The 13,975-nt window shown below is 35.4% G+C and carries 14 protein-coding genes; 13 read left to right on the plus strand and 1 reads right to left on the minus strand.

Translation table 11 applies throughout. From position 1 onward, the window contains the following. Positions 1-153: 153 nt before the first annotated feature. The 8 genes from acsn021_RS02210 (at position 154) to acsn021_RS02245 (ending at position 7,388) form a co-directional block, all read left to right on the plus strand. Entirely contained in the window at positions 154-663 is a 510-nt protein-coding gene (locus tag acsn021_RS02210) for an RNA polymerase sigma factor (RefSeq protein WP_184092713.1), read from the plus strand. Continuing rightward, a complete protein-coding gene (locus acsn021_RS02215; RefSeq protein WP_184092712.1) occupies positions 647-1,264 on the plus strand; it encodes a hypothetical protein in 618 nt (205 codons plus the stop codon). The genes acsn021_RS02210 and acsn021_RS02215 overlap by 17 nt, the downstream gene beginning before the upstream one ends. Before the next feature lie 227 nt (positions 1,265-1,491). Then, on the plus strand, positions 1,492-1,968 hold the full coding sequence (locus acsn021_RS02220) for an RNA polymerase sigma factor (protein WP_184092711.1): 477 nt from the start codon (positions 1,492-1,494) through the stop codon (positions 1,966-1,968). Next, a complete protein-coding gene (locus acsn021_RS02225) occupies positions 1,968-2,960 on the plus strand; it encodes a DUF4825 domain-containing protein (protein WP_184092710.1) in 993 nt (330 codons plus the stop codon). Before acsn021_RS02220 ends, acsn021_RS02225 begins: the two co-directional genes overlap by 1 nt. Before the next feature lie 234 nt (positions 2,961-3,194). Then, positions 3,195-4,064: a YitT family protein gene (locus tag acsn021_RS02230; RefSeq protein WP_184092709.1), complete on the plus strand. Its 870-nt coding sequence runs from the start codon at positions 3,195-3,197 to the stop codon at positions 4,062-4,064. Between the two features lie 435 nt (positions 4,065-4,499). Beyond that, on the plus strand, positions 4,500-5,189 hold the full coding sequence (locus tag acsn021_RS02235) for a YkgJ family cysteine cluster protein (RefSeq protein WP_184092708.1): 690 nt from the start codon (positions 4,500-4,502) through the stop codon (positions 5,187-5,189). 151 nt (positions 5,190-5,340) lie between these two features. Further along, a complete protein-coding gene (locus acsn021_RS02240) occupies positions 5,341-6,681 on the plus strand; it encodes an MATE family efflux transporter (RefSeq protein ID WP_184092707.1) in 1,341 nt (446 codons plus the stop codon). A 275-nt stretch (positions 6,682-6,956) separates the two neighbouring features. Further along, complete coding sequence (locus acsn021_RS02245) at positions 6,957-7,388, plus strand: N-acetyltransferase (protein WP_184092706.1); 432 nt, start codon at positions 6,957-6,959, stop codon at positions 7,386-7,388. 281 nt (positions 7,389-7,669) lie between these two features. On the opposite strand, the gene ymfI is transcribed toward acsn021_RS02245, so the two are convergent. Then, on the minus strand, positions 7,670-8,401 hold the full coding sequence (gene ymfI / locus acsn021_RS02250) for an elongation factor P 5-aminopentanone reductase (protein WP_184092705.1): 732 nt from the start codon (positions 8,399-8,401) through the stop codon (positions 7,670-7,672). A gap of 277 nt (positions 8,402-8,678) precedes the next feature. Between ymfI and acsn021_RS02255 the strand changes: the two genes are divergently transcribed. The 5 genes from acsn021_RS02255 (at position 8,679) to ftsX (ending at position 13,953) form a co-directional block, all read left to right on the plus strand. Next, positions 8,679-9,551 (plus strand): YitT family protein, encoded by an 873-nt coding sequence (locus acsn021_RS02255; protein ID WP_184092704.1) that lies wholly within the window; start codon positions 8,679-8,681, stop codon positions 9,549-9,551. Between the two features lie 198 nt (positions 9,552-9,749). Continuing rightward, positions 9,750-10,862: an ABC transporter ATP-binding protein gene (locus acsn021_RS02260; protein ID WP_184092703.1), complete on the plus strand. Its 1,113-nt coding sequence runs from the start codon at positions 9,750-9,752 to the stop codon at positions 10,860-10,862. Positions 10,863-11,233: 371 nt separating this feature from the next. Continuing rightward, the gene (locus acsn021_RS02265; RefSeq protein WP_184092702.1) at positions 11,234-12,322 is read left to right on the plus strand and encodes a PucR family transcriptional regulator; all 1,089 of its coding nucleotides are present in this window, start codon (positions 11,234-11,236) and stop codon (positions 12,320-12,322) included. 1 nt (position 12,323) lies between these two features. Next, positions 12,324-13,055, plus strand: coding sequence for a cell division ATP-binding protein FtsE (gene ftsE / locus acsn021_RS02270; RefSeq protein WP_243167851.1), 732 nt, complete (start codon positions 12,324-12,326; stop codon positions 13,053-13,055). After that, positions 13,045-13,953, plus strand: a complete 909-nt coding sequence (ftsX, locus tag acsn021_RS02275; RefSeq protein ID WP_184092701.1) for a permease-like cell division protein FtsX — start codon at positions 13,045-13,047, stop codon at positions 13,951-13,953. Before ftsE ends, ftsX begins: the two co-directional genes overlap by 11 nt. Positions 13,954-13,975 lie beyond the last annotated feature (22 nt).

Below are 13,975 nucleotides of genomic sequence, written 5' to 3' on the forward strand. Positions count from 1 at the left end.
GTATTACAGGAAAATCCAAGGGCTTCATAAAGCATTTTATTATTTTTACAACAGCTCTTATTATTTGTACAATGGCATGGATATATAGTATTCTTAATGCAGAAGAAAATTTAATTCTAATGTGATATTTTTAGAGGCTGAATTGTTATATATATGAAAACCAATCTACATATAGAAGGAGGTATTAATATTAATACGGATATACTGGAAGTTTTTGAGCAATATAAGAACTTTGTATTTAGACTTGCATTAAGTTATACAAAATCCGTTCATGATGCGGAAGATATTAGCCAAATTGTATTTATAAAGATGTTTCAGAACAAGGATAAAGTAGAAGAGGGAAAGGAAAAAGCATGGTTGGCAAAAGTAACGGTTAACGAGAGCAAAAATCTTCTGAAATCATTCTGGAGAAAAAATATAGTATCTATGGAACAGGAAATAGAGTTTGAGAATCCGGAATACAGCGAAATTTATGACAAGGTTATGAAATTGCAAGCAAAATACAGAGTCGTAATTCTTTTATACTATTTTGAAGCATATTCAACAAAAGAAATAGCAGATATATTAAATATTGGGCAATCACTTGTAACAACCCGTTTACAAAGGGCACGAAAAAAGCTGGAATCTATTTTAAAGGAGGAATGTTATGAATATACGATATAAAGAAACCATGGAACAAGTAAAAATGCGGGATAAATGCTCAAATGAAATTAAAGAAAATTTGTTAAATCTTTGCGATAAAACCAATGTGAGGGGAACAGCAATGAAAAGACAATTAGTTAAGAGAAGGATAGCCGCGGCTATTGTAGCAATAGTTTGCTTGATTTCTGCTACAGGAATCGTATACGCCTCAGATGGTATAATTTTAGAATATGTCTATTCCTTTTTTAACGGCGGAGGGATTACTCTTGATGAAAAAGACGGAGTATCTTTTTCAACGGTTGTGTTAGATTCAGAGCCTATATCACCAGTAGAATTAATCGATGGGAAAATGTATTTTATCGCAGATGGAAGTGGGGAAGATATAACGGATAAAATAAGTGATAGTATACCTTTTATTGGTGAATATACAGGTAAGGATGGTAATACTCATAAATTTATTATCGGGGGAAAGCCAATTGAGAATTATTATGGTTATAGAGAAGTTATTATTGATTCGAATGGAATATATATAGGTGGTATGGGGTGGTATGGAAATAAATTGTCTGATATAGAAAAACTTGAATGGGCGGTAAAAGGTGAGAGCTTACTTGGTTTAGAGTAGGAAAGGCCAAGTTGTAAAGTAGAATAATCTGTTTAAATAAATGATTAACAATGGAAACAAAGTAAATATTATAGTAGAATATTATGTAATATTTACTAGTATGGTATAAAGCGATTCCAATAAGCTGTTTGCAGTGGCAGACAGCTTATTTTTATATAAAAAATTTTTTTGTAACGAATTGTGATATTCTAACACTAATTAGTAGAAAGGGGGATTAAGACAGGGCGATGGATTCCATGGAACAAATATATAGGAAATATGCTAAGAATGTTTATGGCTTTCTTCTGACGAAAACACAGAATCCGGATTTAGCGGAGGAACTGACACAGGAAACCTTTTATCAGGCAGTAAAAGGTATTGACAATTTTAAAGGGAAAAGTAGTGTTTCTACCTGGCTTTGCGGAATTGCAAAGAATATCTGGTATGAGTATATGAGGAAACAGAAAAATCAAGTCTCCCTCGAAGAAGCGTCAGAAGTGTCAGTTAATTCCGCGGAAGCAGATTTCTTTAAAGCATGGAGTAATATGAATGTGCTTAAAGTACTGCACAAATTGAAAGATCCCATGCGTGAAGTAATGTACCTGCGTTTGATTGGAAATCTTACCTTTCGTCAGATAGGAGAAATCATGGATAAAAGTGAAAACTGGGCAAGAGTAACTTATTATCGTGGAAAAGAAATTGTTATTAAGGAGGCAGGATTGTAATGAAAAGTAAAATACCTTGTGAAATAGTGCAGGACTTAATGCCGTTATTTATAGAGGAACTAACATCAGAAGCAACAAACAGGGAGATGAAAAAACATCTGGAAGAATGCAATGAATGTCAGGCACATTATAAGAACATGAAAAGCAGGCTTGTAGGCGAAAAAGAGCAGGAAGAAGAGAAGTCCGTCAAAGAGATTAACTACTTAAGAAAAATAAGAAGAAATAACAATAAAAAGGTGTTATTCGGAATATTAAGTGTGCTGCTGCTACTAATTGCCGCCACAGTGGTAAAATTATATGTTATTGGATATCGGGTGAACTCATATGATATTACTTACTTGAATACAGATGAAAGTCAATTGAATTTTGGCGGGATTTTTTATGACATATCTGATACCTATAAAGGATATAGGCTAAAGACAGAAGAAGACGGGAGGAAAGAATTGATATTATATGCACGACGGAGGTCCTTGTGGAGCCGGGAACGTGTCTTTAATTTGAAGATTAATCTAAATGATTTAGAGACGGAAGTTAATATTAACGGAAATACAGTTAAAGCAAATGGTACGGTTATTACAAAGTTAGCCAATGATTTATACAATGCCAAAAACAAGTATGTGGGTGATATGTCTTCCAATGCCAAAATAGCATCTATTCTTGGAGTGCCAAAGACCTTGGGTAATTTCACGAATTCCTTACAGACAACCAAGGAGCCATACGGTTGGACAATGGACTTCGAAAAAAGTACCTCTAATTCTAACATATTTGAGGAAAGAATAAAAAGTTATGCCTGTGTCCTAATTGCATTAATTGATAATTTGGGAGAGGTTAGCTGGAAGTATACCGTTGAAACGGAGAAAACTCCTATAGAACGGAACAATACGATTACAGAAGGGCAATGTACAGAATATATTGGAAGCCCTATAAAATCCTTTTCTAAAAGCCCTGAAAAAGTGCAGGAGTTATTGGAAATATTAAAGATTGAATATTAATGTTAGCAATAGTAAGGATTCTAAACATAATTATTAATGAAAATCCAGAAAAGAAATATTGAAATAATAAATAGTTTATGGTATAAATAAATACAAATAAATAGAAATATAATTTAAAGTATTAGGCTGGTGCCTTGATCCACGTCTGTTAGGGAAAATCTAACAGGCGTTTTTTATGTAAGAAAGGGGCTTTGTACAGGCTAATTGCGGACAAAGCTTTTGAAGGAGGTATGAATGAAAAAGAGGAGATTAGTATTTGACATATTGATTGTTATATTTGGAAATATTTTATATGCGATTGGAATTGTTTTCTTTATTATGCCGTCGGGGTTGATTACGGGAGGGACGACGGGTATAGCAATGAGTATCAATCACTTCACTGGTTTACCGGTATCTTATTTTATATTTTTCTTTAACATAACAATGTTTGTGTTGGGTTTTCTGATTTTGGGAAGAAACTTTGCCCTAACGACATTGGTCAGTACCTTTTGCTATCCGATAGCCTTGGAATTATTGCAGAAAACATTGGGTGATTTCCAGCTTACGAATGATATCTTTTTATGTACGCTATTTGGCGGGCTTTGTATAGGAGCAGCCATTGCAATAGTGATTCGGGCGGGTGCAAGTACAGGAGGAATGGATATACCTCCATTGATTCTTAACAAGTATACCCGCATTTCCGTGTCCGTCAGTTTATATATTGCGGACTGTGTGATACTCGCTTTTCAGACTGCCTTCAGCGATAAAGAAAAGGTTCTTTATGGAATTGTTTTGGTACTGGTGTATTCCATTGTTTTGGACAGGCTTCTTATGTTAGGTACGAACAAAATGCAATTGAAAATAGTAAGTGACAGATCGGAAGTTATTAAAGAAGCTATTATTTCAGAGATTGACAGAGGGGTAACGCTGCTGCATGGTAAAACGGGATATCTCGAAAAAGAAACAGACATTCTGTTAAGTGTGGTTTCCAACAGAGAACTTTATAAAGTAGAAAAGCTGGTACATCAAATCGATGAAGATGCATTTGTAATGATAAGCCGTGTCAGTGAAGTAAGAGGAAGAGGTTTTTCGGTTGGAAAGAAATATTTACAAAAACAATCTTAAATTAAAAGTTGACGAATTTTTAATTGTGTTAACATAACACCAATTTATTTTATTTAGATGCAAATGGCAGTGGAGTTGACGTACAGTAAATGTCATTCTTAGCGAAAGTTAGGAATGGGGTTTGCTGTATTTTTTATGCAAAAAACAAATATTCCGAAGAATGTTACGGTGGGAACAGTAATAGCATAATCCCTGTTAATTTGTAAGAGTGTTTGGAATAATATACATAATAGTACTTATGTGAAATGCTCTTTTATCATCTGTGGGGTTGTACATTTGCAATAAGTATATATAATAGATAGCAGGGACAAAACGTAACGTGCCTGTGGCACAAAGTTTATAAGCTTAAAAAGGAACACAGATGGGAGTTTAAGTTGAAACCAAGTTTCAACATCTTGATTTATATATGCAAAAAGTACACGGATAGGAGTTAAAATGAGAAGAGAAGGCGGTCTGAATGAAATATCAGATGGAAAACTATATGAACCGGAGGATCTGGTAAAAACTAGTTGTAATGGATGTAAGGGGCTTGCTTCCTGTTGTCATGGAATGGGAAATTCCATTGTCTTAGACCCTTATGATATGCACTGGTTACTGACTAAATTAGATGTATCCTTTGAACATCTGCTGACAGACAAAGTAGAATTGAACATTGTGGATGGTATCATTCTTCCAAACCTTAGGATGACTGCTCTCTCTGAGAGCTGCTCTTTCTTAAATGAGAAAGGCAGATGCAGTATTCACAGCTTTCGACCTGGAATTTGTAGAATATTTCCTCTTGGAAGATACTATGAAAATGGAGACTTTAAATATATATTACAGGTAAATGAATGTCATAATAATAGCTCGACTATGGTTAAGGTGAATAAATGGATTGATACCCCGGATTATAAGAAAAATAAGCAATTTTTGCTGAAATGGCATTATTTTTTAAATGAGGTAGAAGTAAAACTTCAAGAGATTCCGGATGATACACAGGTTAAAAATATTAATATGTATTTACTAAACAGCTTTTATATTCAAAGATATGATTCGGAACAAGACTTTTACCTGCAATTTCACAGGCGGTTAAAGGAAGTAAAGGAGAAGCTTTTAAAGGATTATTTTTTTGGAAGAAATAATTAGAAGACGGGTGAACCGGTGCTATGAATGATAGCAAGGATTTCACCAGATCAGTAATTTTTATAATTCATAAGGGAATCGTGAGGCGGCGGGAAAAGATGCAGTATTCTGCGATTATCTGCATTGCATAGACAATAGAGCAGGAGATAAAAAGATGGCTAAGTTAATGAGAATGACAGAAGGAAGCATTCCAAAACAATTAATTACCTATGCGATACCTTTAATCCTTGGTAACATTTTTCAATTAACATACAATGTAGTGGATTCGGTGATAGTAGGACGATTTATCGGAAAAGAAGCCCTGGCAGCTGTAGGAACAGCCAACCCTATCATGAATATTTTTATTCTTGGCATATCCGGTATTTGTATCGGCGCCTCTGTTATTATGGGGCGATTTTATGGAGCAAAAAAAGAGGATATGTTAAAAAAAGAAATGGCTACCATAGCGGTTCTTGGTGTCTACTTTTCACTGTTAGTAGTTATAATGGGAATGATAACAGCAGGCGGCCTATTAAGAATCTTAAAAGTTCCGGAAGACATTATGTCTATGTCCACCATATATTTAAGACTCATCTTTTTAGGCATGCCTTTTACTTACTTCTACAATGCGGTATCCTCCGCTTTAAAAAGTGTGGGTGATTCAAAAACACCTCTAAAATTTTTAGTATTTGCAGCAGTGTTAAATGGAGTGCTTGATATTATATTCGTGGGCTACTTAGGTTTTGGTATAATCTGTTCGGCTATGACCACGGTGATTGCCCAGGCAGTTTCTGCAATTCTGTGTATTGTATATGTTTATCGCAAAATTCCGATATTAAAACTATATCCGTCAGAATTTAAAATAGATAAGGGACTCCTTAAGGAAACTTTAAAATACGGCAGCGTTACTGCGTTACAACAAGCTTGTCAACCAATCGGAAAGCTTATGATACAGGGTGCTGTAAACACTATGGGAATCGATGTGATTGCAGCTTTTAATGCGGTTAGTAAAATTGATGATTATGCATTTACTCCAGAGCAGAATATTTCCCATGCTATGACTACTTTTATTGCGCAAAATAATGGTGCAGGGAAGACAGAAAGGATAAACAAGGGATTTCGTACCGGTATGTTTATCGAGTTGGTCTATGGAATTAGTATATGTCTGGTGGTTTTATGGCTGTGTAATCCTATAATGGAGCTTTTTGTAGGAAAGTCATCCAGGTCGGTTATTGCAGAGGGTAGCCGCTATTTATCCTTGATGGCATTGTTTTATATATTTCCGGGTTTTACGAATGGAATGCAGGGGTATTTTAGGGGCATGGGACGAATGCAGATAACTTTAGTTGGTACGATAGTTCAGACTAGCCTTCGGGTATTGTTTACTTTTTTGCTATCCGGTACGTTAGGAATACAGGGAATCGCCTATGCCTGCGCCATTGGATGGAGTGTTATGCTGCTTGTAGAGGGGAGTTATTACGGGAAAATGAACCGGGAGCATACGCATAGAGGATAAGCTTCATTTGTGGATTTGTGTATAGCAGGTCTTTTTATTCTTTAAGAAATATAGTATAATTAGGATATCTTTTTTTTAAGATGAAAACATATAGCAGGGAGTGAACTATAGCAGCGAGGGATTAATTACGTACTAAAATTATGTCAAGTGTAAAATAGAAAATAATTAGCAAGGCAGGAAAATGCAGAATAAGATTGTAAAAACAAGATTTTGCTCAACATCCGGATTGTACGTGTGTATGCGCAGAGTGCTAGGACACACAGATAGGAGATATCATGATAAGAAAATTAGTTGCACAAGATATAAAAGCTGTTATGGATATCTGGATAAGTACCAATATAACAGCCCATGATTTTATCGCGGAGGATTATTGGAAGAAAAATTATGACATAGTAGAAAAAGAATATCTGCCCGCAGCAGATACTTATGTATATGAAGAGGGTCAGCAGATAAAAGGATTTATCAGTATAATAAATGAAGTTTTTATCGGAGGCTTGTTTGTTGACGAGAATAGTCAAGGGCAGGGGATTGGTAAAGCTTTATTAAATTATGCGAAAGAACAGTATAACGAGCTGGAGTTATGTGCCTATGCAGATAACCAAAAGGCAGTTGACTTTTATAAGCACTGCGGCTTTATCATTACAGAACAACAGCCAAATGAAGATTCAGGTTATCCGGAATATACTATGAAGTGGAAAAAAGAATAAAACTATTTGTATATGTTTGACAACCTCATATGATTATACTAAGATAATCAAAATATAAGATAAAGGCTAAGAAGAGAAGAGTATCAATATTATAGCTTAGTAACGTTCGTACTTGTAGAGGTCTATGTTGCAAGGCATAGATGAAACAGGGTGGTAACATGAAGCATGGCTCTCGTCCTTAAATAAGAATCAGGGAGGGGTGCTTTTTTCATATATTTTCGTAATGTCAGCTAAAGATAAAGAAGCGAGAGTATCTTACTTATGAGACCTCTGGAATAAACCTATATCCAGGCGCCGTCTAAGGGTATAACCTGACCATTGAGATAATCATTTCCAGAGGCAAGCTGGAATACAAGCTCTGCCACTTCCGCTGTTTTGCCAAGGCGGTTTGCAGGGATACTTTCAATCAGGGCATCCATCTCATCTTTTTCAAGGAACTGGTTCATCTGGGTATCAATGGCTCCACAGGCAATTGCATTTACCTGAATGTTACTAGGAGCCAGTTCCTTGGCAAGAGCCTTAGTAAATGCGTTGATTCCTCCCTTGGTAGCAGAATAGGCAACTTCGCAGGAAGCACCGGTTATGCCCCATACAGAGGATATATTAATAATTTTGCCCTTTTGTACAGCTATCATGCCAGGAATGGCAAGGTGGCAGCAATTAAAGACAGAAGTTAAATTCGTGTTTAATATCTCGTTCCAATCTTTAAAATTCATATCGGTGAATAATCCTATATGAGAGATTCCGGCATTATTAATCAGAACGTCAATGGTTCCGAATTGGTTTCTGGCAGCAGCGAACAGCTCCTGAACCACTTCATAGCTTCCCATATCACCAAGATAGGTAAGACAATTTACTCCAAGGCTTTCAAGCTCAGCTTTTGTTTTATTTAATTCAGTTTCTTGTTCACGACAGGTAATAACCAGATTGTAACCTTCTTTAGCAAATTTTAAAGCAATGGCTTTGCCGATACCTCGGGAAGCTCCTGTTATTAATACAGTTTTGGCACTCATAAGTTCTCCATGTTCTTTGTTTCAAGAATTTTAAGTCTTAACAACACCCATTATAACATGTCTTTTGTTTTAGAGAAACAATTACATTTGGATTATATAAGTTTATTGTGTTTCCAATTTCTTTCTGATATACTATATTTTGGTTGAATATGAGCTATAATTACCTTCTTTTGTACAAAAGTAAGGGAAAATAACAGAAAATCGTATAAAGCAATACACATAGGCTACAATAATTACAGAAACCTTTACATAAATTCGAGGAGAAAAGGCAAACTATATGGAGAATTTAACAACCAAATCAAAAGTAACACACTACATTCTGATTATAGTAGGTACGTTTTTAATGGCTGCCTCCATAAATTTAGTATATGAACCCTTAGAAATGGTAACGGGAGGGATTACAGGCCTTGCCATTGTCATTAAAAAGGTGTCTAGTATGTGGATTGAAGACGGTATTCCTATCTGGTTGTCTAACATACTATTGAATGTTCCGTTATTCATAGCTGCCATTCTTGTCAGAGGAAAAACGTTTCTTAAAAATACATTCTTCGCAACAATCAGCTTGTCAGTTGCATTATATTTAATTCCTACGGTAGACATAGTATACCAGGATTATCTGTTAGCTTCTGTTTTTGGCGGAGTAATAGGTGGTGCCGGAATCGGCATGGTATTTATTGTTCATGCATCAACCGGAGGCACCGATTTACTTGCTATGTTAATTCATAAATATAAGCCTTATTATACAGTTCCACAGATTCTTACAGTTGTAGACGGAGTAATCGTCCTTGCCGGTGTTATAAGCTTTGGTCTTACAAAAGCCTTATATGCAATTATAGCAGTTTATATAGCTGCAAAGATTTCTGACAGTATAATGGAAGGTTTAAAATTTGCTAAAATGGCGTATATTATATCTGACAATTATAATGAAATTGCCCAGCATATTATGGCAGAGTTAGATAGAGGTGTCACGGGTGTATCAGCGACGGGAATGTATTCCAACCAAGATAAAAAAATGTTGTTTTGTGTTGTTTCTAAAAAGGAAATTGTTGAATTAACCGAGATTGTAGCCAAGGTTGACCCTAAAGCGTTCATCATTGTAAGTGATGCCAGAGAGGTTATGGGAGAGGGGTTTAGAGAATATAGACAGTAAATTTAAAGAAATTTATTAAAAAAATCGGTAAAAGTACTTATTTTGAAAATGAATATACAAATTATACAAAAGGGTAAAAATTAATTTGTTAAAATGGGATATGGCTTTCATAGTGCTAATAGTGTATGATAATTCATATAGTAATAGTACAAGGTAGTATACAAAATGACATACTAATTCTAGGGAGGAAATGAGAAAATGGCAAGTTTATCTTTAAAAAATATCAACAAAACATATCCTAATGGTTTTGTGGCTGTTAAAGATTTTAACCTTGAAATAGCGGATAAGGAATTTATCATCTTCGTTGGACCATCTGGTTGTGGTAAATCAACAACATTACGTATGATAGCAGGTCTGGAAGAAATAACAGCAGGTGAATTATGGATCGGTGATAAATTAGTTAATGACGTAGAACCTAAAGACAGAGATATTGCGATGGTCTTCCAGAACTACGCATTATATCCTCATATGTCCGTTTATGATAATATGGCTTTTGGTCTTAAGTTAAGAAAGACTCCAAAAGATCAGATTGATAAATTAGTACATGAAGCAGCAAAAATCCTTGACATTGAGCATCTATTAGACCGTAAGCCTAAGGCTTTATCCGGTGGTCAGAGACAGCGTGTTGCCATGGGTCGTGCTATCGTTCGTAATCCTAAGGTATTCCTTATGGATGAACCTTTATCAAACTTGGATGCAAAATTAAGGGTACAGATGCGTATCGAAATCTCCAAGTTACACCAGAATTTACAGACAACAATCATCTACGTAACACATGATCAGACAGAAGCTATGACACTTGGTACAAGAATCGTAGTTATGAAAGACGGTGTTGTACAGCAGGTTGATTCTCCTCAGAACCTTTACAATATGCCAAATAATTTATTTGTTGCTACTTTTATCGGTTCCCCTCAGATGAATATTATTGAATCTACTGTAGTAAGAAACGGTTCTTCTGTTTCCTTACAGTTTGGATCAAATTCAATTAAATTACCTGAAGCAAAAGCTAAGAAATTAATCGATGGCGGTTATGAAGGTAAACAGGTTATGTTAGGAATTCGTCCGGAAGATGTAAAAGATGAAGAAGTATTCATCAACAACTCTCCTGACAGTATTATCGAAGCAACTGTAAGAGTATACGAATTATTAGGTGCAGAAGTTTATCTGTATTTTGCAGTAGACCAGTATGATATTACTGCAAGAGTAAATCCTCGTACAACTGCAAGACCTGGTGATACAATCAAGATTGCTTTTGATTTAGCAAGACTTCATGTGTTCGATAAAGAAACAGAACAGGTTATCTTACACTAATTATAAAGTTATTAACAGGGAATACAGCCAATGTATTCCCTGTTTTTTTATATCAAAGGAAGTTTTAGTGTATTCATGTTTAATAAAAATTGAAAATGCACATGCTTATATCAGATAGCCCCTAAAATAAGATAAGATGCTAAAAATAGTAACAATTGTTAGGCGTAGAGGGATTAAATTGTAAAAAATCTTATTCTTCTATATAGTTTATTGAATGAACTTTATAGAAGGGTATAGGATTTAACACTATTGTACGAAAAATATAATGTAAATTCTGTGATTTTAGTTTACTTTCTACTATTTCAATGTTAAAATAAAGGTTATAAATTTTAAAAGTATAAATGAATCAGATTACAGAAGGAGTGGACAATATGATATCCAATCAAATACTACAGAATACCCTTGAAGGCTTAAAAGCCATAACCAGAGTAGACCTTTGTGTTATGGATACAGAAGGGAAGGCTTTGGCAACGACCATAAACAATGCAGATGAATATGAGAACGCCGTACTAGCTTTCGTAGAATCCCCTGCTGACAGTCAGGTGTTGCAGGGCTACCAGTTTTTCAAGGTATTTGATGAGCACCAGCTGGAGTACGTAATTCTTGCAAAGGGTGACAGTGATGATGTATATATGGTGGGCAAGATTGCATCCTTCCAGATACAGAATCTGTTGGTAGCTTACAAAGAAAGATATGATAAGGATAACTTCATTAAAAACCTGTTGTTAGATAACCTATTGCTGGTAGATATTTATAACCGCGCTAAAAAGCTTCACATTGATACGGATGTAAGAAGAGTTGTATTTATCATTGAAACAAAGAATGAAAAAGATGTGAATGCATTAGAAACCGTTAGGGGATTATTTTCCGGAAAAACCAAGGATTTTATTACAGCGGTAGATGAAAAGAATATTATTCTTGTAAAAGAATTAAAACCGAATGAAAATTATGATGATATGCATAAAACGGCAAGAGTTATCTTAGATATGCTTAACACAGAGGCAATGACAAAAGTCCATGTAGCATTTGGTACAATTGTAAATGAAATCAAAGATGTGTCCAGATCTTATAAAGAAGCGAAAATGGCTCTTGATGTAGGAAAAATCTTCTATAGCGGTCGTAATGTTGTAGCTTATAGTAATTTAGGAATCGGACGTTTGATTTATCAGTTGCCTATGCCTTTGTGTAAAATGTTTATTAAAGAAATTTTTGATGGTAAATCACCGGATGAATTCGATGAAGAAACATTAACCACTATCAATAAATTCTTTGAAAACAGCTTAAATGTATCTGAAACCTCCAGACAGCTATATATCCACAGAAATACACTGGTTTACCGTCTGGACAAATTACAAAAGAGTACGAACTTGGATTTAAGAGTATTTGAAGATGCTATTACCTTTAAGATTGCATTAATGGTAGTGAAATATATGAAATATATGGAGACATTGGAGTATTAAAATGGCATATGATATGAACAAACATTTGAATGAAATCAATGCACCTGTCATTGTATTCGAAAATGTGTCGAAAGCATATCAGAAAGGAACCCCTGCAATCAGCAATATTAATCTACAGATTCGAAAAGGAGAATTTGTATTTATTGTTGGCAGCAGCGGTTCCGGCAAATCCACCATGATAAAACTGATGTTAAAAGAAATTGAGCCAACTAACGGCAAGGTCTATGTCAATTATAAAGATTTGTCCAGACTTCGCCGTGGACAAGTGGCGAAATACCGCAGAAGCTTAGGAGTAGTGTTTCAGAATTTTAGGCTGTTAAAAGACCGGAATGTATATGAGAATGTAGCCTTTGCTCAAAGAGTTATTGAGACCCCAAACAGGATTATAAGAAGGCAGGTGCCGGCAATATTATCTGTTATGGGGCTTTCTGATAAGCACAAGTCTCTGCCTAGTGAATTATCCGGCGGAGAACAGCAAAGGGTTGCACTTGCCAGAGCCCTTGTAAATAATCCGATTATTTTATTAGCAGATGAGCCTACCGGCAATCTGGATCCTAAAAATTCCTGGGAGATTATGCGGCTTTTAGAGGAAATTAACAAAAGGGGGACTACAGTGGTGGTAGTTACCCATAACAGTGATATTGTGGATAAGATGCAGAAGAGAGTGATTACAATGAACAAAGGCATATTAATCAGTGATGAACAAAAAGGTGGGTATACCCGTGCGCATTAGTACTTTTTATTATAGTCTGAAGCAGGGGTTTAAGAATATACGGCGTAACCGGATGTTTTCCCTAGCTTCTATCGGAACAATAACTGCATGTTTATTTTTATTTGGCATATTTTATTTTGTTGTATCAAATTTTCAGTATATGATAAAAACAGCCGAGACTTCCGTAGGGGTAACGGTTTTTTTTGACAAGGGAATCAACGAGGATCAAATTAAAAAAATAGGTGAAGAAATAAAGCGTCGCGATGAGGTAAATGCTATGGAATATACCTCGGCGGAAGAGACCTGGAAGAATTACAAGGAAAAATATCTAAGTAAAGAGCTTGCAGAGACCTTTGGAGATGATAATCCCTTAGAGGATTCCGCTTCTTATACGGTATACTTAAAAGAAGTTTCCTCGCAGGCAGAATTAGTGAAGTACATAGAGGGAATGGATGGAGTGAGGCAGGTAAACCATTCAGACTCCGTAGCAGATACCTTTAAAAACTTTAATGCTTTGGTAGGATATGTTTCTGCCGCAATTATTATCATACTTTTGGCAGTAGCTATATTTCTTATCAGCACAACAGTCACCATGGGTATCTCTGTAAGAAGAGAAGAAATTTCCATAATGAAGTTAATCGGTGCAACCGATACATTTATTAAGTCGCCATTTATAGTAGAGGGTGTAATTATCGGAGTAATGGGAGCAATTGTACCTTTGGTAGTATTATATTTCATGTATGATAAACTAATATCATATATTACTGAAAGATATATTAATCAATTTTATGCATTTCAATTCTTAGAGCCCCAAATTGTATTTCGTACCTTAATACCTTCGTCACTGCTAATTGGCATAGGTATTGGCTTTATCGGAAGCTATATGACCGTTAGAAGACACTTAAGGCACAGGGAATAGTGAACGGCAATGGGAGAGAGAA

Origin of the sequence: Anaerocolumna cellulosilytica (genome assembly GCF_014218335.1) — a bacterium.
Taxonomy (GTDB): Bacteria; Bacillota; Clostridia; order Lachnospirales; family Lachnospiraceae; genus Anaerocolumna; species Anaerocolumna cellulosilytica.

Bases quoted from the DNA above. Each gene is read 5' to 3' on its own strand.
- acsn021_RS02240 (WP_184092707.1), top strand. From the start codon at position 5,341: ATGGCTAAGTTAATGAGAATGACAGAAGGAAGCATTCCAAAACAATTA.
- acsn021_RS02210 (WP_184092713.1), top strand. From the start codon at position 154: ATGAAAACCAATCTACATATAGAAGGAGGTATTAATATTAATACGGAT.
- acsn021_RS02265 (WP_184092702.1), top strand. From the start codon at position 11,234: ATGATATCCAATCAAATACTACAGAATACCCTTGAAGGCTTAAAAGCC.
- acsn021_RS02220 (WP_184092711.1), top strand. From the start codon at position 1,492: ATGGATTCCATGGAACAAATATATAGGAAATATGCTAAGAATGTTTAT.
- acsn021_RS02215 (WP_184092712.1), top strand. From the start codon at position 647: ATGAATATACGATATAAAGAAACCATGGAACAAGTAAAAATGCGGGAT.
- ftsE (WP_243167851.1), top strand. From the start codon at position 12,324: ATGGCATATGATATGAACAAACATTTGAATGAAATCAATGCACCTGTC.
- ymfI (WP_184092705.1), bottom strand. From the start codon at position 8,401: ATGAGTGCCAAAACTGTATTAATAACAGGAGCTTCCCGAGGTATCGGC.
- acsn021_RS02245 (WP_184092706.1), top strand. From the start codon at position 6,957: ATGATAAGAAAATTAGTTGCACAAGATATAAAAGCTGTTATGGATATC.
- acsn021_RS02235 (WP_184092708.1), top strand. From the start codon at position 4,500: ATGAGAAGAGAAGGCGGTCTGAATGAAATATCAGATGGAAAACTATAT.
- acsn021_RS02225 (WP_184092710.1), top strand. From the start codon at position 1,968: ATGAAAAGTAAAATACCTTGTGAAATAGTGCAGGACTTAATGCCGTTA.
- acsn021_RS02255 (WP_184092704.1), top strand. From the start codon at position 8,679: ATGGAGAATTTAACAACCAAATCAAAAGTAACACACTACATTCTGATT.
- acsn021_RS02260 (WP_184092703.1), top strand. From the start codon at position 9,750: ATGGCAAGTTTATCTTTAAAAAATATCAACAAAACATATCCTAATGGT.
- acsn021_RS02230 (WP_184092709.1), top strand. From the start codon at position 3,195: ATGAAAAAGAGGAGATTAGTATTTGACATATTGATTGTTATATTTGGA.